This window comes from Segetibacter koreensis DSM 18137, from assembly GCF_000374045.1.
GTDB lineage: Bacteria > Bacteroidota > Bacteroidia > Chitinophagales > Chitinophagaceae > Segetibacter > Segetibacter koreensis.
In genome coordinates, this window is sequence record NZ_KB893320.1 from 132442 (window position 1) to 158805 (window position 26364).

Sequence of the window (26364 nt, forward strand, 5' to 3'; positions counted from 1 at the left end):
TATTTGCATTTTATTTAAATGTTTAAACACTAATTTTCCTTAATTTTGTGTCTTCATATGGCAAGCAATCGTTAGAGGCCGCTCTGTTTCCACAGGGGGGGCCATTTTTTTACTGTCATTCTCTGCTTCTTTATATTTTTTCCCATTTAGTGAAGCCGCAATTTCTTTTTTATTAAATAAAAGTCTTTCAAAAAATCTTCGTTTGGCTGAAGCACTATAAATGCTGGCTGAAGGAGTTGCTAAAGCATTTAAAACATGGTCAATGGTCGTTAAAATAATTTTTTGGACATGTTTACGGTAAGACAGAGATACTAACATTCTGGCTTTGAAAGGTTCATCTTTGGCTACAGGCCCTTCTCACCCTCAATATCAAATGTGCAAAGTCTCACACTGCAGCCTGATTATCATCATTCTTTTACTTTTTAGTAATGTTCAATTTTGAATAATTATCATTTTAATAACTTCAATTTTTAGTAATGAAAGCTATTCAAACTTACCTGCCAAATCCTCGTCATACAGAGACTAAGCGAATCTTTGTAAAGGTGAAACCAGGAGTGGCATGGAAGCTGGCACGCCATTATGATATGTCGTCAGTTCCGTGGGTTCGTTTTTTATTTAATCTTCGTACCGTTACTGATCTTTTTCACGAAGAAAGGCCACGTTTTGGAGATAAAAAAATAGGCTTTATAGATGAAATAGAGGAGAATGGCAAAGGCTTTTTGGTTTTGCATGAAACGCCGGGGAAAGAAGTTGTTGTTGGCGCTGTAGGAAAATTCTGGCATATAGATATTCCTTTTGTCGAAATAAAGCCTCAGGAATACAGAGATTTTAATGAAGCTGGTTGGGGAAAAGTGGCCTGGTCAATAACTGTTGAACCATATTTAGGAGGCAGCACTATTTGTTTTGAACTGCGCACGAGCGCCACAGATGATGAAAGTTGGAAAAAACTAAATCGATACTACCATGTAATAGGAGCGTTTTCAAAGTTAATCAGACATACGCTCATGGAGCGGTTGGAAAAAGAACTAGGTTCGCTTGTTTTGCCTGCGGAGGATACAAGAAGTTTAGCTGGTGATGAAATAATTCCGGATACAAAATTTGTAGACACAGATCATATAAACATCGAAGCGCCTGTGTCTTTCGTATGGCCATATCTTATGCAATTGGGCTGTGACCGTGCAGGTTGGTATAGTATCGACTGGTTGGATAATGGTGGTGTTAGAAGTACTGATCATTTGGTTGGAGATTGGAGTGATAGAAAAGTAGGCGATAAATTATCTGCAACACCTAAAAAAGATAGTTTTTTTGAAGTTTACCAAATTGAACATGAGAAGTATTTTGTTATCGGAGGAGAATTGAAAACAGAAGAAGGTTTTTTTAAAAGCTCGTGGTCATTTGTATTGGAGCCTGTTGGAGAAGAGGCGAGTCACTTGGTTGTAAGAGCCAAAATGACCATGTCACCAAAATGGAAAGAATGGTTTATGGGCAATTTATTTTATCCACCAGTTCATGGAATAATGGAAGCAGTGCAACTAAAAACAATTAAGCGATACGCGGAGCGGGATGCTGAAGCACGTATTGAAACCGATGTAGCAAAGGAAGTGGCTGAAGTGTAAAATGCACTGCCTGTTTTCAACCAGGAAAAGAATACACATGGAGGTATAAGTACTTGAACTTTAGTTGTAAAAACTATGGCTGCTATTTATCGCAACCATAGTTTTTTAAAAGAATAATAGAACATTTTTTCATTTAGTTACATCGCATGTTTTTTAAGAGAGCTTCAGGCTACAGGCTTTACCTTCTTTTTATTTTTAAGATTTAGTAATAAAATTACCGAAGCTGTGACGGCCGCACCTATTGCCACTGTTTGTACAAAACCTTTACGGTTGTATTTCCACTCTCCATGCCAACCTCGTTCCATAAAAGGGTTGGGAACGTGCCCGTTCTTTAGGTCATCAATGTAGCCTTCAATTACATTTACACGATCAGCTAAAATAAGAGTCATCCAGTGAGTAGCAGTTGCTTCACTATATTTAAATGCGTAACGGCGTATCATTCCACTAAGGCCGCTGGGCGGAGTAGATGTTCCGAAAACACTGGTTATACCAGGCCGCTCTACTGAGTGCAATACCTCCATGTCTATTGGCTGCTGGGGTGGCTTTTCATAGTTCAGTCTTTCATGGTCGGCGCCATTCCAATGCTTCATGGGATAAGTAGGATCATTTTCCGGATCAGCATCAATACCCCAACCCGGAATATGAGCTTTTGAAGTATTTGCCATACTTCTGTCTATACTATACACTTTATTTGGTTCTGCATTGTTTTCCATAAAAAGGGTTTTATGCTATATTAGCGTGTGGTGGAATTAGAAGTGGTTTTATACAGTTATCACGTTTAGCAGAAAAGATGTGGTAAGCATCTGACACTTCTTCCAAAGGAATTCGATGTGAAATAAGTCCTTTGGGGTTCAATCGTCCTGCCATAACATGATCTATTAACTTCGGAAGGAGACGCTTAACGGATGTCTGATTGGTTCTGAGCGTAATGCCTTTGTTCATTAAGCTGCCAATAGATACAAGATTAAATGGGGGACCATAAACGCCAACAACGGAAAGAATGCCGCCTTTCTTAACTGAATTTATTGCCCAGTGAAGTGCAGTAGCTGCGCCTGCCTGCAGCAATAATTTTTTCCCGGTGATAGTTTGCAAAGCACTACCAGATGCATCACAGCCTACTGCATCGATACATACATCTGCACCAAACCAATCAGTCTGTTTTTTCAAAAACAAAACGGGATCATCCATCTCCTTAAAGTTATAAGCTTCGCAATAAGAATAATTTCTTGCAAATTCTAGCCGATAATCAATATGATCGATGACAATTACACGACCAGCGCCAAATAACCATGCGCACCTTGCAGCCATGATTCCCACAGGACCCGCACCGAACACCACTACAGTATCTCCTTTTCGTATACCACCCATTTCTGCTGCCTGGTAACCTGTTGGAACTACATCAGTTAGCAATACAGCATCCTCGATATCCATACCTGCCGGAATGATCATTGGGCTGACATCAGCATAAGGCACGCGAACATACTCTGCCTGGCCTCCATCGTATCCGCCGCCGGTATGAGCATAGCCAAAAAAGCCACCTACTGCTGTTGCCTCCGGATTTGATTCATGGCAGTTGCCATACAACTCCTGCTTGCAAAACGGACACGTGCCACACGCCACGTTGAAGGGCACAAGTACATGGTCGCCCACTTTTAATTTTTGTACGCCTGACCCGATTTCTTCTACAATACCGGTGAATTCATGGCCAAAAGTCATACCGACACGGGTATCAGGAACCAGTCCGTGATACAGGTGAAGATCAGACCCACAGATTAAGGAACGGGTTACACGAACAATAGCATCGTAAGGATGCTTAATTTCAGGATAAGGTTTGTTACGATCAGCACGTATCCTGTAAGGTCCACGGAAATTCATTGCTAACATAAAATCCTCCTTTCTTTTTTTGAATTGTTTTGAAATCGGCTTTAGAAATGAAAGTTTTAATTACCAGTTTTTTTGAAACAATTGTGATAACCGGTAGGTACTTGAATAAATATTAAAATGTTTTGATGCAAAATTTATTCCCAAGGAGTTGGATGCTGAAGCATGATTGTTAGCAAATTTGCTTTCATTCTTTGGGGTGCCTTTATAATTTATATAGTATAGAAGAAAGGGGATTCCGCAAGTCAAAGAGTTGCAGCAAATATGATTAATAAAGAATTGAGTTAACTATTTTATTTAGGAAAGTTCAAAAGCCACTAATTGCTTAAACGACAACACTTTTCAATTCTTTGAGGTGTAATACTGTTTTACCTACAACTTAGAATTAGATGCTTCACTTATTCATAACTTTTAATTTTGTTAATAACATTGGTTATGTCCGTTAGCCAACCTGGTTAATTCATTCTACAACTTGGGTACTGATAATAGAACAATGTTTTAAATATTTTAAAATCATCCTGGGCAAAGGATTGTAGGAATAAGTTTTGCTGCCTATATGAAAAAGAAAAGGATAAGCAATTACCTTTAATATGCTTATCCTTTTCTTTGTGAAGGTTAATGAATATTAAACCTATGAAATTAAAATGACCTCAGCTTATAACGATTTTTCCTCTTTTCTTCAACGCAGCTTTAATAGCAATTAAATATTAATATCCAGGGTTTTGAAGCAGTTCCTTGTTTTGGTCAATAGCAATTTGGGGTATAGGAAATAAATAATTACTTGCAGCATTAAATTTTCTATCACCGCCGGGCACCGTCACAGGTGTATAGATTAAACTACCGTTTGAACCGGCCTTGATGGAAATGCCATATAATTGCTTATTCAGATTTATGTGAGCGATATGCCAGCGAATCAAATCCCAATACCTTTTATCTTCAAATGCAAGTTCCACTCTCCTTTCCCTACGTATAGCTTGTCGCATCTGGTCCTGGCTTAAACCTGCCGGTAAACCAATCAATTCTGATCTTGCCCTAACTTTATTTACAGCGTCGTACACAGTAGGGTCAGGACCTACCGCTTCATTTTGTGCTTCGGCATAGTTCAACAACACTTCGGCATACCGGAAAATATAATAATTTTGACCGCTACTGTGGCCATCCCAATTATCTGCTCCTAGTGTTATTTTATCACTAAGTCGCTTACGCAGGTAATAACCTGTTTGTCCGGCATCATTATGATCAGACAAATCGATTTCGTTAGGACTACCTATTCCCTGGCGCGTATAAATAGTATCGTTATACCAGTAAGACCCATCATAAACAATTGACTGGTAAAATCTTTTTTCCCTGTGAGTATAAGGTTGTTGAGGATTGTAGCCGGAAGCCGGATCAGTAATTGGCAACCCATTATCCATATCATAATCATCAACCAAATTCTGCGTAGGATTTACACCTCCCCAACTTGTTTCCACACCTCCTTTTGTAAACGTAGGGCCGGTTACACCTTCAATACTTCCACCTTTTACTCTTGGTATATACTGTCGATATAATATTCCTTCTTTATTACTATTACCTTCATTTAAAAACAGAACTTGATAGTTGGGATATAGATCATATACGTTGCCATTTCCCAGTTGCTCAATAATTTGTTTATTAGTTGCCGCAGACTCAGCAAACTTATGAGCAAACAATTCGCACCAGCCTTTTAAAGTAAGAGCTGCGCCTTTAGTAACTCTTCCAGGCTCATTTACTTCTGGCAAATCAGCGGAAGCCGCACTTAGTTCATCCGTTATAAATTTTACTGTTTCATCTGAAGAACTTCTTGAATGAAATATAGAATCCCCGCCCTTTGCTAAATTATCCGGTTTTGTAATGATGGCGGCTCCGCCATAAGCCATCCATACCTGGTGATAAAAAAAAGCCCGGAGAAATTTTGCTTCGGCTGTCCTTTTTTTCTTGTAGTCATCGGTGAAACCAGAAGAAGCAATTTTATTTATAAATAAGTTCGTTTTTCTTATGTTAATATAATTCTGACTCCAATCATAAGGAAGACCAGTCCAGAAAGCTAAAGTAGACGGTGTATAGTTTGCCTGTTGTCCAATTGTTCTGGATAAGGGCCAGCTAAAACCGCAAATAGAATTATCAGACCAGTTGTCAAAAGGATCATACATATTATTACCATCAGGAAGCTGGCCATATATATCATTTAGAAAAAGATCTGCTGTATTTGCATCTGAAAAAACAGCATTATCTGTCAGCCTATCATGAGGCGTAACGTCCAGCGTCTCGTCTAATGATTTATTACAGGAATAACTCATTATCGTTAACAGGGTTAGCAACACATAGCTGCTGCAGTTTTTGATATTTATATTCTTCATCTTATTTCTTTAAAATATTTTATTAAAATGTAACATTAAGACCCAATGAAACAACTCTTTGCTGTGGATAATATTGACCAGTACTTACGTTTACTTCAGGATCAAAATTTTTGATTGCGCTCCATGTTAACAGGTTTTGTCCTGAAACATAAAAACGGATAGACTGAATTTTAATCCGGTTCATAACACTTACTGGAATAGTGTACCCAAGTTCGCCTGTTTTCAATCTTAAATAAGATCCATTGCGGATCCACCAGGATGAAGTTTGAGTATTATTCTGAGTAGGCTGTGTAGTGACTCTCGGATTTGTAGCATCTGTATGAGTGGGAGTCCAATAATCGAGGGTAGTTATAACTGCGGACGCTGAGTTAACAAAAGGCCAGACGGCCTGGCCACTTAAATAAAAATTTCTGCTCGTTGCTCCCTGAAACAAAAGTGTCAGATCAAAACCTTTAAAAGTAATACGAGGTGAAAATCCATACAGGATTTCAGGTATAGCTGGATGGCCAATAGGTTTTTGATCCATGTCATCTATTTTACCATCCGGTTTTCCTCCTGGCCCTGTTAAATCTGCATACCGCAAATCTCCTGGATGAACCTGCCCCCAAGGCTGGGTTGGGATGCCCGGTTTCAATGTTCCATCTGAAGCAAAATCTTCAGCCTTAAAATAACCTAATGCCTGGTAGCCAAATTGGGTACCAAGTGGTCTTCCGGTGATACGTCGATTTGGATTATCATAAGTTGCCTTAGTTTCATATACTTGCAATAAAGTATTTCTCGCATAAGTTACATTTGCATTTAAACTAACATTAAGATCATTTGATAACCGGTGAGATGTTCCAATTGTTAATTCGATACCATGATTTTTGATTGCACCAGAATTTACTTGTGATAGTCCAACCCCATATTCCGTAGGTACAGTTATCGTAGGCGCAAACAACATGTCTGTTCTTTTTTCTGTAAAATAATCTGCTTCTATAGTCAAAAGCCCGTTCCAGAGGTTGGCTTCCATGCCTATATCTGTTTTTTTAGCTCTTTCCCATGTAATATTAAGATTAGGTTCCGCATTTTCATATAGACCCTGTGTTGTAACTCCATTTAGTACAGATGCATTTCCGTATAAAGTATAGGAGTTTAAGTATTGAAAAGGTGAACCTGCAAGAGCCCCTGATTCTCCGTATGACCCCCGGATTTTTAAGTTAGTTATCCAAGGTAGATTATTCTTAATAAAATCTTCTTCAGACACCCTCCACCCTGCAGAAAACGCCGGGAAAAAGCCGAAGCGATTACCGGGAGCAAAAAAATAGTTGCCATCATACCTTCCTGAAGCCTCCAGCAAATATTTATTGTTATACCCATATGTCACTCTATATACTGCTGATTTTTGTTTTGCTTCCGCTGAATAGCCATAATTACTAATATCGGTGGAGTTGGAACTGCCATTATTTAATTCAGGGACAGTAACATTGTAATTAACTCTGCCCGCGCCAAAAATGGATGATTTCGTATTCCTCGTCTCTAAAACGATTAGCCCTGAAAGATCATGTTTGCCAAAGGTGTTATGATAAGTGATATATCCCTGGTAAGTAAATGCCTGGCTTTGATTGTAGGAAACTGAATAAGTGGGTTTTGCAGGGCCATCAGTTCCTGCAAGAGGATATGTGTGTGTAGCAGGATCATAACTGTAATAAGGAATAGGAGTAAGCCATGACCTATTGAAAGAGGTAATGGCAGCAGAAGGATTGTTTGGATCAGTTGGATTAAAAGGATTGAAATCATAACTTACTACCCCTTTTACACTTAAACCTTTAATAAATGGCAACTGCTGTTCTATAGAAATTTGATTCAAAAGAGTATAACCAGTAGTTTGATTATAGCCGCTGTGATATACATTTCCGTATGCAGACCGTCCAATATATCCGCCCCATAAGCCGTTTGTGAAGGTTAGGGGTGCAATTGGTGGAGTTCTGAATGCCTGGTTAAAAATGCTGAGATCGCCAACAGACGGGCTCGAAGAACGACCAGGAAAATGCCTGTCTTCTACTCTTCCATTTATGGATAGGCTTACTTTAGTGGTGGCGGTTACATCTGCATCAATATTTGCTGTCAGATTATAACGTTTATAGTTTGTTGGCCCCCATGCTCCATTTTGAGAGAGAAAACCAACTCCGGTATAATATCTTATTCTTTCCCCTCCACCTGAAAGAGAAAGATTGTGACTCATGATTAAAGTATTTGGATGGATTAATTCCTTCAATACGTTGTGATCAGGGTGGCCATCAGGATCACTGTGGTCTTTGAATTTTTGAAGGTCCTCTTGCGAATAGGCGTGGGGCGTACCCTCGTTGTCATTAGCTGCATTGAACAAGGTAGCATATTGATAAGCATTTACAAATTTTGTTAGCTGCGTAGGATTTTGCAAACCAGAGTAGGTAGAATAAGACAAGCTTGGAGCACTCGTTTTCCCTTTTTTGGTTGTAATTAAAATTACGCCATTTGCTCCCCCCATGCCATATGCCGCCACTGCAGCAGCATCTTTTAAAATACTTATTGAAGCAATACTATTTGGATCTAATTGGGTATAATTTCTGGGTATTCCATCTACTATTACCAAAGGTTCTGTATTTCCGGTAGTGCTTATGCCCCTTATTAAAATCCTGGAACCATCTGTACCCGGTTCACCACTGCCTTGTGTAGCAATAACTCCTGTAACCCGCCCTGCAATGCTGTTGCTGATATTTGCTACTGGTTGCTCTGCAATTGCATCTCCTTTTATAGTTGATACTGCCGCTGTAACAGATGTTTTCTTCTGGGTGCCATAGGCTACAACCACAACATCGTTCAAAGCAGTGGAAGAAGCAGTTAGCTTTATATTTAAGTTGCTTCCTTTTCCAACAGGAACCTCTTGAGTTATGTAACCTATATAAGAAACAATCAATACTGATTTTGAGTTATTGGCATCTATGACAAAGGCTCCTTTTGAGTCAGTGCTCACACCTGAAGCAGCTCCTTTTATAGTAACGCTGCAATTAGCTAAAGGAATATTTTTTTCATCAGTTACCACACCTCTAATATGCACTTTATTTTGTGCTGATGCAATGGTAAAAGAAATTAAAAGGAGTGAAACAAGCAGGATTTTTTTGAAAGTTAGATAGGGAATATGCGTTAGCAAATTAAAGCTGCATACATAATACAGATGGGTGTGTTTTTTCATAATGGCGCGTTTGGTTTTTAGATTGTGAGAATCGTTAGATATTTTTTATGAGCAACAAAATCAGCTCGTAAAATGTATAGTACGATAATGGCTACTATCAAATATATATGTATAAAAAAGGAAGATAATGGACGATTTAATGTTTATGATGGATTATATTACGTTGAAATATTAAGTTGTTATTGCTGGTTAACTTTTAAAACAGTAGGTATTATGACGCTCAGAATTGTAAGAAAAAGTTTATTTTAATGCATTTATTGTTAATATTCTTCCTTAGTCAACTAGTTAAATTTTTCGTTATCATTTCCATGTATCGCTTACGAATTTATAAAAGAGAACAATGCCTTGCTGGACAAAAAGCCATTGTAATACCGCGGAAAATTTATCTTAGCAATGTCTAAATAATCTAATTGTAATATATCTCCCTTTACTTTGCGCACATTGATTTTTATCTTTTTCTAATCTGTTTAAAAAACAATAGGCTTTTTACCTTTGGAATATTTTATTAATCTTAAAATTGAAAAGCTTGTAAATAAATACTTTTTACAGGGAAAGTCTTTGCTGATTTTAATGAGTGTTTTTTTTCTGTATTCGCTACCTGAAAGGGGCATTCCTTAGTTAAAATTTTCTGTCAGACAATTTAATAATTCTAGTAATTTCTTTATCTACATATAATCAGCGAAAAAGTCAAGTTTTGTTAAACATTCAATATTGCAGCCGGAATTATTTTTAGGTTTTTACAATTACGACCCTTATTTATTTTTAAAATAGTGAGCCTGGTAGCTCTCGATCAGCTATATCTCTTCCTTAATAATTGCATCATATATACATTAACAGCCCATTGATCAGACAGGGGTTTTCTTGAGTAAGGTTCAGTTGGCATATAATCTGGAGGTCCAAACTCAGTCAGGATCGTTAATACTTCTCCTTTATTTTTCTTTATTTCCGCTACTTTATCCCACCACTTAAAATGAGCTTTTACTGCATTGTCCCATTCAGGTGCCCGTGGATCATTTACCTGCGGCCCTTCAGGATGGCCAATCCGCGCGTGAATGTGGTCGACTCTTTGTAGCGTCATACCAACAGTATCCTGTTGATCTTGCAGCAACGTTTCATGTACATTACACCAGTGCGACACATCAAATGTGATTCGTAGTGAAGGGAGAGTTTCTATAAATCTTCTTGCCACCGGCGCTGAATATAACATTCGCGAACGGTGCGTTTCATGACAAATTTTAATACCTGTTTGTTTTGCCAGCAAAGTGGTATGGTCAATAAAGGTTCTGTTATCTTTATAACTAAAATAATCGCGGCCTGAATGGCAGTTGATGTATAATGGTTTTTGCGTTGTATTGCGAGCCGCAGCATCAATCATTTTCTTAAAGGTATCAAAATGATCTTTGTAATTACTTTCGTTTCCCGCTGTTAAAAAGCCAACTTCTAATTGATATTTTATCAATAATGCAAACAACGTATCCTGTTCAGCCTTTTGTGTTGGCCACCAAATTTCTATACCATCATATCCTTCTTTTTTTACCTTAGCGCAATACTCATCCAGCGTTCCATTAAACCCCCAGTTAGTAGCCAGAAGTTTAAGCTTAAAATTAGAGTCACTGTCAGTCGCTGACATTGGTGCGGCTAATACATTTAATGATGAAAGCAGTAATGCTGTTGATGCAGAGGTTGTTGTTTGTAAAAATTTTCTTCGGTTAACTGTCATTTGATTTTTTTTCAACAAATACAATCATTATTAAGAATAGTGTACTTCGTTTAATCTTAATAAGTCATTTTTATCTATGTGCTTTGAATGTTTCTGGTATACAGGTGTGTTAATCTTTTTATGCTAAAATTTCATTTATCACTTTTCCTCTTGTATCGGTTAGCCGGAAAGGCCTTCCTTGGAAATCGTACGTAAACTTCTCATGGTCAAAGCCAAGCTGGTCAAGAATAGTGGCCTGCACATCAAAAGGTTCGACTTTACCGCTTATAGCACTATAACCAATCTCATCTGTTTCTCCATAGCTAAAACCTTTTTTTATACCTGCGCCAGCCATCCACATAGTAAATGCTTCTGTATGATGGTCCCTTCCTTTGTAAGGGTTTTGTTTGCCTTCCCTGTTTTCCATCATTGGGGTCCGACCAAATTCCCCTCCCCAAACGACCAGTGTTTCATCTAATAAACCCCGTTGCTTTAAATCTAGTATTAATGCAGTAATACATTTGTCAACCTGACGGCACTTATTAATAAAGCCAATGTCAATAGCGAGGCTTGAGTCTGTACCATGACTATCCCATCCCCAGTCAAATAGCTGAACAAACCGAACACCTTTTTCAACCAGTTTTCTTGCAAGCAGTACGTTGTTTGCAAAACACGCCTCACCTGGCTTCGTTCCGTACATTTCGTGTATATATGCTGGCTCGTTGTTAATGTTCATTACTTCCGGCGCTGCTATTTGCATTTTATACGCCATCTCGTATTGAGAAATTCTTGATAAAATCTCGGGATCGTTGTATTGCTTGTATTCTTCTTCATTTACTTGATTAATTGCATCAATCGATGCTTTCCTTACATCCCTATCCATACCGTTAGGATCTTTTATAAACAACACAGGGTCGCCTTCGCTTCTACATTGAACGCCCTGGTACACACTAGGTAAAAACCCACTACCCCAAACGCTCTTGCCAGCATCGGGATTTTTCCCTCCACTGGTTAAAACAACAAATCCTGGTAGGTTTTGATTTTCTGTTCCCAATCCGTACGTTACCCATGAGCCAAGGCTCGGTCTTCCCAGTCTTGGTGAGCCGGTATGTACAAATAATTGAGCAGGGCCATGATTAAACTGGTCGGTAGTTACTGCTTTCAAAAAGCTTAACTCATCAACAATAGTTGCTAAATGCGGCATGTGCTCGCTTACGTAAGCACGACATTCGCCATGTTGCTCAAACTTTGCCTGTGGGCCAAGCATTTTAGGTACTCCGCGTATAAATGCAAACCGCTTACCTGCAAGAAGTGATGGAGGACAGTCCTGGCCATCCATTTTCATTAGCTCAGGTTTGTAGTCAAATAATTCTAACTGTGACGGTGCGCCAGCCATATGTAAGTAGATTACACTTTTTGCCTTAGCTGCAAATGGGGGCAGTTTTGGCAAAAGGGGATGTGCAGGATCAAATATGACACTGTTGTGAGAAGTTTTACTGCTGCAGCTGCCAAATAACGAACCAAGCGCCAACGCGCCCAGACCCATAGCACTCTCCTTTAAGAAGTGACGGCGGGNTTTCATTTGTAAAACGGCTTTTTCTGCTTCCTTTACCAGCCGCTGATTATGTAATTCCTTTTGTGTCATTATTTATTTTTATGAGCTTAACTATAAAATAAAAATGCATTCTATTTGTTTGGCGAATAGAATTGTTACCGTACAAGTGAGTGACACAACGAAAGCTTGATCAAATTCCCGAAATTCGTTCCAAAGAATCTTCTTTTTGCTATAATTGATAGTTAGTTCTTTGTTACCACTTCGTCTAAATTTAATATTGCATTAGCAACTACTGTCAATGCTGCTGTTTCAGCATTTGTGTTGTCTCCCATTTCGCCTATCATTTCACAAGTCTTGTCAGGGGCATTTTTAAATTTGTTATACGCAACGTAATATAAATTTTTTAGTGCCTTTATCCGCTTGTCGTCAATAGCATGATTGGTTGCAAGGGTATATCCTGTACTTATTTGTTTTGTAACATCCTGCGCTGCTCCACTTTGCATTCTCAAAGCAAAATGCCTTGCAATATCTATATAAGCAGAATCATTTAAGGTTGCGAGTGCCTGCAAAGGAGTATTGGTTCGTATACGGCGGGCAGTGCACACTTCGCGTGAAACACCATCGAAAGTAAGCATAGACGGGTAGGCAGCAGAACGCTTCCAATATGTATAAACAGCCCTTCTATACTGGTCTTCACCTTTGCTCTGTGTCCACTCTGCGCCATTCCAGGGAGAGAGCCATATGCCTTTTGGTTGAAAAGGATAAACACTGGGGCCATACATTTTGCTGCTTATAAGCCCGCTGATGCATAACGCCTGGTCACGCACTTGCTCTGCTGATAAACGAATTCTCGGCCCGCGCGCATAATATTTATTGTATGGATCTTTTTGTAATAATTCCTGTGATACTTTTGAATCCTGCTGATAGGTGGCGCTTAATAAAATTTTGCGTAGCAATTTTTTTAAGCGCCACTTATCATCGTGCATAAACTGGTAGCTAAGCCAGTCTAGCAGTTCAACATGAGACGGTGCAATACCTTGTGATCCTAAATCTTCCAGCGTTTCGGCTATGCCTGTTCCAAAAATTTGTTCCCATACCCGGTTCACCATTGTACGTGCAGTCAGCGGATTTTCTGTTGATGTTAGCCACATAGCTAAACCAAGTCGGTTGCGGGGGGCTTTTGCAGGAAATGGATTTAATGACTTTGGAACATCAGGCTGCACCATTTTACCTTTGGTCAGCCAGTTGCCCCGTTCAAATACAAAGGAGGCCCTGTGCATATCAGTGGGATTATCCATCATAACAGGGGTGGCGGAAACGTTTGCGGTCAACAATTTCCAGAATTCGTTTTTTACTTCCGCATATCCTTGTTTGTCCTGGCCGGGAAATTCCTCAGTAAAATAAAACCAGTCAAATAAAGCACCATTGTCAGTAGGTTTTTTTAAATTATTGTTGATGTAGGTAAAAAAGAGATCATGTGTTCCATTGGCAGCAGAAAGGTTCGTTTTAGTAATTGTCCATCCATTTTTAGTAAGAGGTAAGGGAATGGTCGCTATCACTTCTCCGGCAGGCTCATCTATATGAATTTGCCATACCCCGCCTTTAGTATAAGCCTGGTATCGAAAGATAAGTTCGGTTTTATCTTGCAAATCAACTTTTTTTAAACGGCAAACTGCTTTGTTCCGAAAGGCTAACCATTTGGTATCATTCAACTCGCTATTCGAAAAACTGTCGCAAGTCAATGAGTTGTAAGATGGTTGCCATGTTTTTAAAAATGTATTTACCTCTTTGGCTTTTTGTAGAGAAACATTTGTTTTTACCCATTTTACAACATTTGAAACTTCTTGTTGCAGTGTGTCATTATAGTCGCGCAGCAAGGGATAATCGGCCTGCGTGTCTTCGTCCCTGGTATCATTAAAAAAGGCCATGAACTTATAATAATCTTCGTGCTTGAAGGGGTCGTAAGGATGGCTGTGACACTGCACGCACGCAAAGGTTGTACCCATTATTCCCTGCCATGTTGTGTTTACCCTGTCTAAAACAGCCGATGTTCTGAACTCTTCATTATCAGTGCCGCCTTCATCATTGGTCATGGTATTTCTGTGAAAAGCGGTAGCTATGTAATCATCATCTGTTGCGGCTGGTAAAAGATCGCCTGCAATCTGTTCGGTTAAAAATTGATTATAGGGCTTGTCGTTATTAAAAGATGCGATGAGCCAGTCGCGGTATTTCCAGATATTGCGACTGTCATCTCGCTCATAACCTTTGCTATCTGCATAGCGGGCAATATCCAGCCACATAGAAGCCCATTTTTCACCGTAATTTGGTAAAGCCAATAAGGAATCTACCAGCTCGGGATAAGCTTTATCACTACTATCAGACAAATACTTTTCGGCAATGGGTTTGGGAGCAGGCATACCAATTACATCAAGGCTTACTCGTCGTAACAAGGTGTTTTTATCTGCTTTTGAAGAAGGCTTTAATTCCTGTTCGTTGAGTTTTTGTTCTATAAAATTATCAATAGCATTTTTTGCCCAATCACTTTTAGAATGTATCAAACCTAAAAAAGAGGTTGGTTGAGGTACTGCAATTTCTTTTACAGGAACGTACGCCCAATGTTCTCCCCATGGTGCGCCTTCTTTGACCCATTTGGTAAGTATATCTATTTCGTCTTTGCTTAATGGGTCGTGTTTATAAGGCATCCTCTCTTCTGGGTTTTTCAGATTGATGCGTCTTATCATTTCACTATTATTAGGATCACCCGGAACTATACCCCGTTTGCCTGATTCTGTTTTTGCCAAAGCTTCATCCCGAAACAATAAACTAAATCCACCTTTTTGCCTGACACCTCCATGACATGTAATGCAGCTTCGGTTTATAATTGGTTTTACCTGGGTTGTAAAGTCAACATGAGAATCATGCGTAAGAAATATAAATGAACTGGCAGTTACAATAATTAATATGGCAACAAATAGAAGTTTTGATGATAGCAATCGCATCATTATATGGCATATTTGTTTGGAGATCGGCAATAATCGTAAATCTCAATTAGGAGTAACAAAACTACTCATAAAATTTACGTTACAATAACCGCAATCACCAAAGCTAGGGGTATAAAAAAGAAAGACAATGGATGATTTATTGTTTATGATGGATTATATTACTATAATTGGTATGTTAACGGAAGCCTTAAAAAAAAGTATGATTTCAAATGGTAAATAAATTTGTTTGACAACGGCGATATTAAAGTTTTAATTGATTTTAGGCAAACTTTGATTTCATCGACTTTATCTAACGAAAGAGTTCAATTTGCTGGTTGGTATAGTTTGGTGTAGTTTCCTCGTCAAAGGTTCTAATCATTTAGTCCCTTTCCATCGAGAATTTGCTGCATATATTTTACGACCCTTGCCTCTCGGGTTTTGGATTGTTTTGGTGCAGAAAAATGAAGAATGTATGCTCTTTGCCTTCCGGGTGTTAATGCATCAAAAGCAATTTTTAAGGCCTGGCTTTCATCTAGTTTATGTTGAAATTCTTCTGGAATGGAGAATTCTGTAGCCTTTTTCAACGGCACTTTCAAACCTGCTTTTTCTACTTCAATCGCTTCATAGATATACGATTTCAAAATTGGTTGCATTTCCACGATTTCCTGAAGGGTAGTGAACCGGGCCTGTCGTGGGGCCTGTACGTTCTCCGTTTGTTGAATGAGAATACCATTAGGATCATTTAACAACGCGCCTTTGAAAAACAAGAGCGCACAATATTCTTTAAACCCATGTATTAAAACAATGTTGCTTTCCTGAAACGTGTAACAAGGACAACCCCACTTCAGTTCTTCGGCTAGCCCACAGTCAAGAACGATCATTCTCAAATACTCAAATTCTTTCTGCCACTTTTCGGCTTTATTAAAAAAGAAATCAACCTTAGGATTCATGATGTTTGCTTGTATGTTTTTCAAACTTGTTTTTTATGTTGTTGCCAATAAAAATACTTCTCCGCTTGCAGGCAAAAGATCGTCGGTTCTGTTCGTAAAATAATCCATATCTTTTGTTGATATTGTTTTTGCTTCTTTAAAACCTGCTTCGCGAGCCAAAGTCAATATTTCGTCTGTCGTAAAAAAGCTCATAAATGGAGTTCCTGCCGCACGAGCGCCTTTCTCTGCTATTTCTTGCATAGGTTTATCTTCCTCATCAAGATGCTCGATCGGTAAGTAAAAAGTCATAGCGAGTTTTGAACCTGTCGCAAGTGCCGCAATTTGATGTAGCGTAGAAGTAATCGCTTCTTTTGTAAGGTACAGACTAACGCCTGTACAGGCAATAACTGCAGCTTTGCGAATATCAAATCCGGCTTTTAGTAACTGTTCCCACCACGAAGAAGTTTCAAAACTAACAGGTACAAAATGTAAATATTTCGGAACGCTAAATTCAAGTTCAATTAATCGTTGTTGCTTCCAGGCCAAGGTGCCAGGTTGGTCAACTTCATATACATGCAACTTGGAAGCAATATCTGGTCGGCGTAGTGCGAATGTGTCAAGTCCTGCCCCAAGAATAACATACTGGCTAATTCCATGACTGCTTTGTTCAATAATTAAATCCTCAATAAAACGGGCGCGAGCTATAACAGAAGCGCGAAGGCGTTTTGTAAATTTCATATCAGGACGCTGCTGCCAATCATCTGGTGGAGCTATCAATTGTAAGCCAATTTCATCTTCAAGTATGTGAGGCTTTGCGTCTACTTGTGCGTGCAGAGCTCTCCATAAAGCTGTTCTTACTGCGGTAGTATCAGGTTCCGTCATCTTTTTGTTTTGCTGCTTCGGAATTGTGCTATTCATTTGTCAACAGTTGCTTACAAATTTAAAGCTTTACTGAACCACGAAATCCCCTCGCTGCATAGTAAGATTCTGCACCGTTGTGATACACGAAGACAGTGTCGTAGCGACGATCACAAAAGAGGGCGCCCCCGAGCTTCCTGATATCAGTAGGCGTTTTCACCCAGCTCGATGTTTTCAAATCAAAGTTTCCGAGTTGCTGCAGCTCCCGGTATTGTTCTTCCGTTAAAAGCTCAATGCCCATAGCAGCAGCCATATCAATAGCGGTATTTTCTGGTTTAAATTCTTTCCTTGCCTCTAGCGCTTCACGGTCGTAACAAAAGCTTCTGCGGCCTTTAGGACTTTCCGCTGAACAATCACAAAAAATGAATTTGCCTGTTTTTTTATCAATACCAATAACATCTGGTTCACCGCCAGTTCTTTCCATTTCATTTAGCGTCCACAGTATTTCAGTGTTGGCATCAAGCTTTGCTTGTATTGTAGCCCATTCAATATCTTTATGGCGGCTCATGTTTTTCTCAAAACGTGCTTTTAATGTACTGATTAGTTCTTCGTGTTGCTTTGGTAGCAGTTCCTTTTTCATGCTTTGCATTTATTGGTTCGCTAAGAGGATTTTTCTATCAGCAGGTCTGAAATACCATGACAAAATAATAAAAATTGTCTGCATAAATGACCCAATAATTCCCTTTATGCTATCATCCCCGCTTGCCAGATGCGAAACAAGCGCCCCCGTCATAACAAAAAATAAACCTGCATAGGCCCATTCTTTAACTAGTTTATATCGTGGAATTAAAATAGCTATTACTCCAAGTATTTTCCAAACACCAATGATGTAAAGGAAATATGATGGATAACCTAAAGGCGCAATGATATCAACTATTGCTTTTGCATGAAATATTTGTTGCAAGCCACTCACCAGCATGCCAAAAGCCAGTAACGCTGTGGCTACCCAATAGATCATTAATTTTCTCTTTTCCATGACAGGTCATTTTACTTTGGTTAAGATGTCTTGTATCCGGTTATGTGCCATGTTTATGCCCTTTGCAAATGGCAACTGCAGCACCTGGTCCCTTTGTGAAACCGATTCGTATATTACATGCATCATCAGTTTGCTGGTGTCGTCGGTAAGTTGTTCAAATTCATAGAACTCAAGCTGAACACCAAAAGGTGTATTCGCCATTTCAAATGTCCGTATGATCTTTTGGTTCGGGATGAACTCATGAATTACACCATTGAAACCGTATTTGTTTCCTTTAGGATCGGTTGTTTCAAATTGATAACTGCCATGCTTTTTGTTTTCCAGTTTCAACACTTTCGTTCCCATCCATTGTTCAACAATATCGGGCTCCACATATGCTTTAAAGAGCAATTCCAATGGCAAATCAAATTCCCTTGAAATCACTAGTTCCTGTTTGCCGTCTTCGGCATAAATTTTTGTTTTTTGTTCCATATTATTTAGGTTTATGTTTTTTCATAAGGGCTTCTAATTTGTTGAAACGGTCTTCCCACATTTGTCGGAAGGGCTCAATAAAGTCAGCTACTTCTTTCATTTTTTTTGCATTAATATGATAGTGAATCTCCCTGCCGTTTTGTTCTTGTGTAAGCAATTCGCACTCGGTAAGTATTTGCAGGTGTTTTGAAACAGTGGGTCTTGCCGTGTCAAAGTTTGCGGCTATTGCACCTGCTGTCATCGATTGTGAAGCAACCAGCAGAAGTATCGCTCTTCTGGTTGGGTCTGCTATGGCTTGAAATACGTCTCGTCTTAAATTCATTGTGTAGCTATTTGACTACAAAAATACTGTAGTTATTTGGCTACGCAAATTTTTCTTTGATTTTTCTCAAGAATTTTTGTTGTGTTGTTACTTGTAAGTCTGAAAGAGTATCAGCCGTTATTTTTTAAAGGTTAGCGAAGGAAATTGAACATTTTGATAGGTTAATTTTTCTTCTGAAAAACAAAAAAGAAGAAATAAACTGCGAGCAGGAACTTTCTAGCTGCTTAACTTATTGAATTAATGCTTATCGTTTTATTACATATTTCACTTCTGGAAATTATTTTTCGGACGACTAGATACTTTTCGTCAACAAAAGGCGAACTGAGCCAGTTGTGCAGAGAGAATATCGAAGCTTTCGAACGTTATATTGAAACTTTGATTTTAAAAGCTTACTCTCCATCTACCATACGCACCTACAAAAATGAGTTTTTTCAACTGCTGAAAGAATTAAAGAAGATACCGGTTAGTAACCTTACTTGCAAACATATCAGACGGTATATGTATTATTGCCTCGACAGGTATAAATTAAGTGAGGCAACTGCTAATAGCCGTATCAACGCAATAAAGTTATATTTTGAACAGGTATTGGGACGAGAAAGAATGCTAATAGAGCTTCCGCGGCCTAAGATGCCTTTGCTTTTTACAACGGGTGAAATATCTCCATATCCTTTTTCGTTGACGTACCAGGCAAGGATCGGCTTCATGCTGAAGGGTAGGGATGCTCGAAAAGAAATTTTAACTACCGTAAGAGAGTAACCGGACCACTTTTGGTTCCAAATTTTTTTGACTTAATGATGTAATAATACGTGCCCACTGGTAAGGGCGAACCATTGAACGTCCCATTCCAAGGGTCTTTATAATTATATGAATGAAATACCGGTTGGCCATTTCGATTGAACACATCAATGGAGCAGTCAGCATAAGAATACAGCCCGGTGATGTTCCAAATATCGTTTATTCCGTCATTATTTGGGGAGAAAGCGTTAGGTATTGTCACCTCGTCGATAGTTGTAATTAACACATTCCCTTCTGCAGTACACCCTGCTGGCGTGGTAACAACGACCTTATATTTTGTAGTTTTAGTTGGGGTTGCCAACGGACTTGCAATAATGTTATTGTCGATAGTAGCAGAAGGCGTCCAAAGATAAGTTGTGATATTTCCGGTAACTGTAGTCCGCAGTCTTACACTGCTTCCCGTAAGAATGGTTGTATCTGCCCTCGGTTTAACTGTTGGAATTTGATCTACTACCATCTTCAGGGTATTAGACACTACAGGAGACATTGCACATTTCTGTGTGGGTGTTATAATAACGTTCACAACATCGCCATCGTTTATTGAGCTATTAACGTAAACAGTGCTACTTGTTTGGATAATTGTATTATTTACTTTCCAATTATAAGTTGGATTAGTTCCTGCGTTGATAGTAACTGCTGTGAAATTTACCGTGGCACCCGCACATATAGCAGAATCGCTCGCTTTAAGCGTTACTGATAAGACTGGTGGTGTTATAACCCGAATTGGAATAACATTGCTTACCGCTGTTAACTCCGTTCCACAAAAATCGGAGCCGGTTATTTTGGCACTTACAACATCACCATCTTTTAAGTCGTTAACTGAAAAACTAGGCTGCGTACCCGTGGCACGGCTAAAATTGTTTACTTTACATTCATACAAAACCTTTTCGCCGGCGTTAATAGCAGTTGCAGTATAATTTACATTCACACCGGCACATATAGCAGAATCACTGGCAACAAGCGTTACTGATAACACCGGGGGTGTTATAACCTGAATTGGAATAACATTACTTATTGCTGTTAATTGCGTTGCGCAAAAACCGGAGCTGGTTATTTTAGCACTAACAACATCCCCATTTTTTAAGTCGCTAACTAAAAAACCGGACTGCGACCCCGTCCCACGAATAACATCGTTTACTCTCCATTCATACAAAACCTTTTCTCTTGCGTTGGTAGCAGTTGCGGTAAAATTTACCCTCGCACCCGGACATATAACAGTGTCACTTGCGCTAATAATTATTGACGTTGTCTCTGGTGATTTTACATCCATAACTATCTTATTACTCATCGCCGTTTCTGCTGTTACACAAGAAGTTGCATTGCTTGTCATTTCACAAATAACTACATCTCCAGTTTTAAGCGAGCTGGAAGAAAAAAAACTTTTGCTACTGTTTGCCCCTATATTTACATTGTTTATTTTCCACTGGTATAAAGGATTATCGCCACCATTTTCAGCGACAGCAGTAAAAGTAACTTTAGCGCCTGCACATACCGTTGTAGTGTCTGTTCGTATGCTTACTACGGGTGTTTTGGCAGCCACTACGCTCACAGGGTTTGATGTAACTGAACATCCGTTAGAAAGGGCAACTTTGGCAGTATATACTCCTGCCGCCTGTGTAGTATAAGTTGTAGTGATCGAGTTTGAAGATTTCTGAATTCTATGATTATGAAAATCTGAGACTAACAAGTCGCCGTTAGCGGTAACCCAAACGTCCTGTGGTCCGTCTAGCTGATCTGCACCATTTCCCGCGCCATTTCCGCCAGCTATAGTAACGCCTTTCGTTGCATTCAAACCCCACTTTTGGACGCGGGCATTATTGTAATCGGCAATGTAAACACTACGATTTTTGTCAACAAAAACTCCAAGGGGATTGGCGAGCTGATTTGGCGCAGAACCATGTCCGTTACCACCTGCTACGGTAACACCATAACGGCCATAGGGAGCCCACTTTTGTATCCGGTCATTATTTGTATCGCATATATAAATAAAACCCGAAGCATCAGGAAATATTCCGGTAGGACCGTTTAAAGTTAGCGGATTTGCTACACTACCCCTATAACCGGCAGCATTGCTGCCGATTTCGTTACTACGACTGTTTGGCGGATACACCATAATGTGATCGATTTGCTGTTCAGCAACGTAAACAAAGTCATAGGCATCTATAAATATCGAGGTCGGAGAATATGACATTCTAATAAAGGTGGTACCGGTAGTAGTCCCCGGAGCCCACTTTTGAATTCTGTTGTTACCCTGGTCTGTGATATAAAGATTTCCCTTACTATCCATTGCTACATCTGTAGGTTTATTAAATTGTTTAGCCCCGGAGCCGGGACCATTCCCTCCCGCAACTGTTACGCCGTATGTGGCTCCAGGCGCCCATTTTTGGATTCGGTTGTTCGACATATCTGCTACATAAATGTTGCCTTCTTTATCAACAAAAAATCTGTCCGGGTTATTCAGTTGATTTGGGGCGTCTCCAGCTCCGTTGCCCCCAGCAACAGTCACCGCATTTCGACTCAAGCCAAGTTCTGCACTCGCTACTACTGACGTGCCATTTACCACCCAGGCCAGTGATGAAGGCGTAACGTCGCTGCTTACCGTTAACGTGTCACCTAGGCAGCTATCTCCCAAAACTTTTACTTCTGCTGTAGGCTTTACTATCATTTTTATAAAATTGCTCGTGACAGTTGTAATGCTGTAGCAAGATGCGTCGCCAATGATTTCACACGTAATTGTATCGTTATTACTAAGGGTAGATGAGCTATACGTGTTGCTATCTACGCCAATTGCCTGGCGATTAAGCTTCCATTGATAAGTCGGCTTTGAACCGCCATTGTTAACAGCAGCTGTAAAAGCGACCGGTGTGCCAGCACAAATGGCAGTTGACGAAGCGGAAATATGTATTGAAGGCGCTACCGGAGCGACATAAATAAAACCCTTATACACTGCGGTTTCGGCTTGGGCGGTAACAGTTACATCTCCTGTCACTCCCTTGTTCAGGATTGCATTAATTAGTGTGGGAGATAGTACTACAAATGATTTAGGTGGCGTTCCTCCAAAATTTACTTTGGTTACACCACTAAAATTGGTTCCTGTAATTGTTATTAATGACTCGGTGCAGGATGATACTTGCTTTACGGAAGTAATTGTCAGCTGATCTTCAGGAGTTGTCACATCGTTATTGCCTCGGTTGCTAAAGATGGTTTGATCGTTCAAGTTGGCATTTTCCCGTAATGCTATGGTAGACAGAACATTTTGAATCAGCCGGAAAGATGGTTTAAAAACATTGATAAGAGTGTTTTCCGTATGATTTGATTCAGTAGACTGAGTTTTAGAATATGGTGAAAAAGCGTAGATATCGGCCCGCGCATTGCACAAATTTGAAAAAAGAATTGAAATGAAAAAAAGTGGATAGATAATTCTATTCCATAAAACTTTAAGTACTATTAAATCTGATAAAAATGTTAGTTTTTTCACTATAACGAATTAGAACTCCTGTAATTTGAAAATGATAATATCAATAACGAATTATAACTAGCAATCTTATTTTTCAAAAGAAAAAATCAGGAATTAAAAGATGTTAAGGAAAGAACATAGTCAGGACTGTTGGGGGAGATTTACAAAACCTACCAGAAGGGGAAGGCGATGGCTTTAATAAAAGTGGCACACGATCGAAAAGCACCTCAGCCTCTGGTAACCGATGATGTGTGCCTTTCGCATTAATCAACATAAGGCGTAGCCTGGAAGCAAGTAATTTTAAAGATGCGTAAAGCATCCATAGGTTGGTTACATTATTCCACCTGATGAAGCTTTCTACGCAAGCAGTATGATGACAGACTGTGTTAAACCAATTACTTTTTTTTTAATTTTTGCTACTGCTATAAAAACAAAAGGATAAGTAATTGATTTACAACACTTATCCTTTTAATTGTGGAGCTGAGGAACTCCTGGGCGAACCACTTTTCGAATTTTGCAATTTTATAAAAACCCTTGGAGCGGCTTAAAGCGTTTTATGATTGACGCTTTTAATACCACTTCAGATTCAGCGAAAAGGTTTCGTAAAAGCTGAAGTGAAAAGGCTTGATCAAAAGGATCTTGTGATTAGCTCCAAGCTCTCGCTATGACTCTCATCGCTCTTTTAATAAAATTTGTAAAAATCTTCATTCTATTAGACAAACTATTGCTGCGTTCAGCAAATTGACAGAGACAGTGATTTCCTTAATCGAACTTTTACAGGCTTTAATGTCCTTCCCTGAGCAACTTGCACGAAAGTATCTAATATTGATAAGAGTGGATCAAACAAGGGGACTATCAGAACTTACAACAACAGGGCTTAAAGAAAATTAGGATAAGACAGTGTCAGTTTTAAATAACAGACAGGATAAAATCGAACTATATATCTGTTAAATGGCGAATACAAAATATGCGTGGTTTTATAAGTTTTGAATGAGCATTATGAACACTAACAGAAATAAAAATAGTAAGGATGATTGAGAAAAGACAAGTCACTCATCCTGCCTCAAGTACGTGCATAAGGTTCAGCACTGAGAAACATTAATACTCACCGTCTAATGATAGTTTAGTCTTTTTTATAGTCTAGACAGAAATTATTTGGAAGGTCTTTATCTGAGTTAGTTGCAATCAAAATGCGATCATTGATTTGATACAAGTTTCAATATCGTATTACATTCTTTCAGTGCCTAAAATTATTTTTTGTCACCAGAAAAATACTTTTTCCTCAACAAAAGACGTTTTCTACTTAAGCTGAAAAAATTTTTCTGTAGTTGCATATGTGACTGAGAGTGCTGAAAGCATGTCTAGAGACAAAAGGATAAATTATACTTCAAAAAATTGTTTTTAATCTTTTTTTAATAATAGTTAAAAAGCAGGACAAAGGCAGCCGTAACTTATTAATTATCTTACTATAAATATAAAATGAAGTATATGAAATAGCATTAAAAAGGTTTTATAATTGCTCCTATATGTTAAGGTGATATTTCTGCACTGATCTTAGTTTTTCAAAAACGACTATTTTGAGCAAAACCTACATCTATAGGATGCAAAAAATAATAGTTCGGTTAACCCTGCGGTCACATAAAAATGTAGAAAGAATTTTTGCATTTTATGATTACAATGACGGCATAAACAAATTAATCAGAGAGATACCCGGCGCAAAATATAGTTCTACTTATAAAAGCTGGCACTTGCCTGTCGTTAAGGAACTGGTACAACTATTTGCAGAGAGGGTCAAAGAAATTGCAGTATTAGACCTATGTGAATTAAGGCAGCAGTTAGTTGCTAAAAAACAACTTCCAGTGATTGTGCGAAAAATCAGTCACAAGCCGGAACTCAGCCAGTTGTGCACAGAAAATATCGAAGCTTTCGAACGTTATATTGAAACTTTGATTTTAAAAGCTTACTCTCCGTCTACCATACGCACCTACAAAAATGAGTTTTTTCAACTGCTGAAAGAATTAAAGAAGATACCGGTTAGTAACCTTACTTGCGAACACATCAGACGGTATATGTATTATTGCCTTGACAGATATAAATTAAGTGAGGCAACTGCCAATAGCCGTATCAACGCAATAAAGTTTTATTTTGAACAGGTATTGGGACGAGAAAGAATGCTAATAGAGCTTCCGCGGCCTAAGATGCCTTTGATACTACCAAAGGTTTTAGGTGAAAATGAACTGAGCGGTTTGTTTAGGGCTCTTACCAATTTAAAACATAAAGCGATATTGTTTACTGCTTATAGTGCAGGCTTGCGTGTGTCAGAGGTAGTGAAGTTGCAGTTAAAGCACGTAGACAGTGACAGGATGCAGTTGTTTATAGAAGGGGCAAAAGTAAAAAGGACAGATATGTAGGGTTAAGCCCGGTATTGTTAGATATTTTAAGGGCTTACATAAAAAGCAGTAAAACAAGGCCCGTCAAATATCTATTCGAGAGTGTGCAACCTGGTATTGCTTATTCCCCTCGTAGTTCGCAGGAAGTTTTTCGAATGGCCAAAGAAAGGGCAGGCATAAAAAAGGATGTAAGCTTTCATGCGCTGAGGCATAGCTTTGCAACTCATCTGCTTGAAAAGGGAATTGATGTAATGTATATAAAAGATATTTTAGGGCATTTTAATATTAAAACGACGCAGCGATATTTACATGTAAGAAAGGATCAATTAGTTACAATAGTGAGCCCTTTGGATGACCTGTGGAAGAAAGGAGGAATAGAATGGTAAAAAATCAATTGGCGCAACTACAATTGAAAAAAGCCAAAGCAATACTGATGATAATCAGATACATAGAAAATCAATAAAATTTAGCACCTGCGGCAATTTAGGTGTTGAACCAACATCGCCTATTCAGGCGATGAGAAATCGATGATGATCTTTTTGTACCTTTTTATTTAAAACTAAAAGATCATGGAAAAAAAACTTTAAGTCCGCGGGCACTTGCGGCACTGGAAAAGACCGATCAGTATTTATCTCTTGGTCATTACAGTATTCACACAGTTCGTAATTATTTATCAGAGCTTCGTTATTTGCTGGTCTACTATGCAGAGGTAAGTCCGTCAGATTTTACAGAAGATATGCTGATGGAGTATCTTCTCTACCTGGCTAAGACTTTAGGATGCA

At 38.9% G+C, this 26364-nt stretch carries 20 protein-coding genes; 5 read left to right on the top strand and 15 right to left on the bottom strand.

All coding sequences use genetic code 11. From position 1 onward, the window contains the following. Positions 1-39: 39 nt before the first annotated feature. A complete protein-coding gene (locus B154_RS0108370) occupies positions 40-318 on the bottom strand; it encodes a hypothetical protein (RefSeq protein WP_018613352.1) in 279 nt (92 codons plus the stop codon). Between the two features lie 158 nt (positions 319-476). Here B154_RS0108370 and B154_RS0108375 point away from each other — a divergent pair, with 158 nt between their 5' ends. Then, the gene (locus B154_RS0108375) at positions 477-1616 is read left to right on the top strand and encodes a hypothetical protein (RefSeq protein WP_018613354.1); all 1140 of its coding nucleotides are present in this window, start codon (positions 477-479) and stop codon (positions 1614-1616) included. Between the two features lie 164 nt (positions 1617-1780). Here B154_RS0108375 and B154_RS0108380 read toward each other — a convergent pair whose 3' ends face one another. From B154_RS0108380 to B154_RS0108450, 13 genes are all read right to left on the bottom strand, one after another. Next, on the bottom strand, positions 1781-2329 hold the full coding sequence (locus tag B154_RS0108380) for a hypothetical protein (RefSeq protein WP_018613357.1): 549 nt from the start codon (positions 2327-2329) through the stop codon (positions 1781-1783). 10 nt (positions 2330-2339) lie between these two features. Beyond that, a complete protein-coding gene (locus B154_RS0108385; protein WP_018613359.1) occupies positions 2340-3500 on the bottom strand; it encodes a zinc-dependent alcohol dehydrogenase in 1161 nt (386 codons plus the stop codon). 704 nt (positions 3501-4204) lie between these two features. Further along, the gene (locus tag B154_RS0108390; protein ID WP_018613360.1) at positions 4205-5875 is read right to left on the bottom strand and encodes a RagB/SusD family nutrient uptake outer membrane protein; all 1671 of its coding nucleotides are present in this window, start codon (positions 5873-5875) and stop codon (positions 4205-4207) included. Between the two features lie 22 nt (positions 5876-5897). After that, the gene (locus B154_RS0108395) at positions 5898-9089 is read right to left on the bottom strand and encodes a SusC/RagA family TonB-linked outer membrane protein (protein WP_018613363.1); all 3192 of its coding nucleotides are present in this window, start codon (positions 9087-9089) and stop codon (positions 5898-5900) included. 790 nt (positions 9090-9879) lie between these two features. Continuing rightward, on the bottom strand, positions 9880-10809 hold the full coding sequence (locus B154_RS0108405) for a sugar phosphate isomerase/epimerase family protein (RefSeq protein WP_018613368.1): 930 nt from the start codon (positions 10807-10809) through the stop codon (positions 9880-9882). A 118-nt stretch (positions 10810-10927) separates the two neighbouring features. Further along, positions 10928-12433: a DUF1501 domain-containing protein gene (locus B154_RS0108410; RefSeq protein WP_018613370.1), complete on the bottom strand. Its 1506-nt coding sequence runs from the start codon at positions 12431-12433 to the stop codon at positions 10928-10930. Between the two features lie 152 nt (positions 12434-12585). Beyond that, positions 12586-15345, bottom strand: coding sequence for a DUF1553 domain-containing protein (locus B154_RS0108415; protein WP_018613371.1), 2760 nt, complete (start codon positions 15343-15345; stop codon positions 12586-12588). Between the two features lie 350 nt (positions 15346-15695). Continuing rightward, positions 15696-16298 (bottom strand): YdeI/OmpD-associated family protein, encoded by a 603-nt coding sequence (locus B154_RS0108425; protein WP_245542567.1) that lies wholly within the window; start codon positions 16296-16298, stop codon positions 15696-15698. Positions 16299-16307: 9 nt separating this feature from the next. Further along, positions 16308-17171 carry a class I SAM-dependent methyltransferase gene (locus B154_RS0108430; protein WP_033411365.1) on the bottom strand — a complete coding sequence of 288 codons (864 nt, stop codon included), beginning with the start codon at positions 17169-17171 and terminating at the stop codon, positions 16308-16310. 22 nt (positions 17172-17193) lie between these two features. Next, the gene (locus B154_RS0108435) at positions 17194-17751 is read right to left on the bottom strand and encodes a DUF4256 domain-containing protein (protein ID WP_245542568.1); all 558 of its coding nucleotides are present in this window, start codon (positions 17749-17751) and stop codon (positions 17194-17196) included. 9 nt (positions 17752-17760) lie between these two features. Further along, positions 17761-18147, bottom strand: coding sequence for a DoxX family protein (locus B154_RS0108440; protein ID WP_018613381.1), 387 nt, complete (start codon positions 18145-18147; stop codon positions 17761-17763). A gap of 6 nt (positions 18148-18153) precedes the next feature. Beyond that, a complete protein-coding gene (locus B154_RS0108445) occupies positions 18154-18618 on the bottom strand; it encodes an SRPBCC domain-containing protein (RefSeq protein ID WP_018613383.1) in 465 nt (154 codons plus the stop codon). Position 18619: 1 nt separating this feature from the next. Further along, on the bottom strand, positions 18620-18940 hold the full coding sequence (locus tag B154_RS0108450) for an ArsR/SmtB family transcription factor (RefSeq protein ID WP_018613385.1): 321 nt from the start codon (positions 18938-18940) through the stop codon (positions 18620-18622). Positions 18941-19180: 240 nt separating this feature from the next. Here B154_RS0108450 and B154_RS0108455 point away from each other — a divergent pair, with 240 nt between their 5' ends. Beyond that, complete coding sequence (locus B154_RS0108455) at positions 19181-19696, top strand: phage integrase N-terminal SAM-like domain-containing protein (RefSeq protein WP_018613386.1); 516 nt, start codon at positions 19181-19183, stop codon at positions 19694-19696. Here the strand turns inward: B154_RS0108455 and B154_RS0108460 are convergent. After that, a complete protein-coding gene (locus B154_RS0108460; RefSeq protein WP_018613388.1) occupies positions 19680-23213 on the bottom strand; it encodes a T9SS type B sorting domain-containing protein in 3534 nt (1177 codons plus the stop codon). The two genes, B154_RS0108455 and B154_RS0108460, sit on opposite strands and share 17 nt — an antisense overlap. A gap of 1580 nt (positions 23214-24793) precedes the next feature. Here B154_RS0108460 and B154_RS30055 point away from each other — a divergent pair. From B154_RS30055 to B154_RS33805, 3 genes are all read left to right on the top strand, one after another. Then, on the top strand, positions 24794-25603 hold the full coding sequence (locus B154_RS30055; RefSeq protein ID WP_051084289.1) for a phage integrase N-terminal SAM-like domain-containing protein: 810 nt from the start codon (positions 24794-24796) through the stop codon (positions 25601-25603). 14 nt (positions 25604-25617) lie between these two features. Then, positions 25618-25968, top strand: coding sequence for a tyrosine-type recombinase/integrase (locus tag B154_RS33695; protein ID WP_018613390.1), 351 nt, complete (start codon positions 25618-25620; stop codon positions 25966-25968). 221 nt (positions 25969-26189) lie between these two features. Beyond that, on the top strand, positions 26190-26364 hold a 175-nt coding region (locus B154_RS33805; RefSeq protein ID WP_425423104.1), incomplete at its 3' end, for a phage integrase N-terminal SAM-like domain-containing protein.

Bases quoted from the DNA above. Each gene is read 5' to 3' on its own strand.
- B154_RS0108370 (WP_018613352.1), bottom strand. From the start codon at position 318: ATGTTAGTATCTCTGTCTTACCGTAAACATGTCCAAAAAATTATTTTA.
- B154_RS0108375 (WP_018613354.1), top strand. From the start codon at position 477: ATGAAAGCTATTCAAACTTACCTGCCAAATCCTCGTCATACAGAGACT.
- B154_RS0108380 (WP_018613357.1), bottom strand. From the start codon at position 2,329: ATGGAAAACAATGCAGAACCAAATAAAGTGTATAGTATAGACAGAAGT.
- B154_RS0108385 (WP_018613359.1), bottom strand. From the start codon at position 3,500: ATGTTAGCAATGAATTTCCGTGGACCTTACAGGATACGTGCTGATCGT.
- B154_RS0108390 (WP_018613360.1), bottom strand. From the start codon at position 5,875: ATGAAGAATATAAATATCAAAAACTGCAGCAGCTATGTGTTGCTAACC.
- B154_RS0108395 (WP_018613363.1), bottom strand. From the start codon at position 9,089: ATGAAAAAACACACCCATCTGTATTATGTATGCAGCTTTAATTTGCTA.
- B154_RS0108405 (WP_018613368.1), bottom strand. From the start codon at position 10,809: ATGACAGTTAACCGAAGAAAATTTTTACAAACAACAACCTCTGCATCA.
- B154_RS0108415 (WP_018613371.1), bottom strand. From the start codon at position 15,345: ATGATGCGATTGCTATCATCAAAACTTCTATTTGTTGCCATATTAATT.
- B154_RS0108430 (WP_033411365.1), bottom strand. From the start codon at position 17,171: ATGAATAGCACAATTCCGAAGCAGCAAAACAAAAAGATGACGGAACCT.
- B154_RS0108435 (WP_245542568.1), bottom strand. From the start codon at position 17,751: ATGAAAAAGGAACTGCTACCAAAGCAACACGAAGAACTAATCAGTACA.
- B154_RS0108440 (WP_018613381.1), bottom strand. From the start codon at position 18,147: ATGGAAAAGAGAAAATTAATGATCTATTGGGTAGCCACAGCGTTACTG.
- B154_RS0108445 (WP_018613383.1), bottom strand. From the start codon at position 18,618: ATGGAACAAAAAACAAAAATTTATGCCGAAGACGGCAAACAGGAACTA.
- B154_RS0108450 (WP_018613385.1), bottom strand. From the start codon at position 18,940: ATGAATTTAAGACGAGACGTATTTCAAGCCATAGCAGACCCAACCAGA.
- B154_RS0108455 (WP_018613386.1), top strand. From the start codon at position 19,181: ATGCTTATCGTTTTATTACATATTTCACTTCTGGAAATTATTTTTCGG.
- B154_RS30055 (WP_051084289.1), top strand. From the start codon at position 24,794: ATGCAAAAAATAATAGTTCGGTTAACCCTGCGGTCACATAAAAATGTA.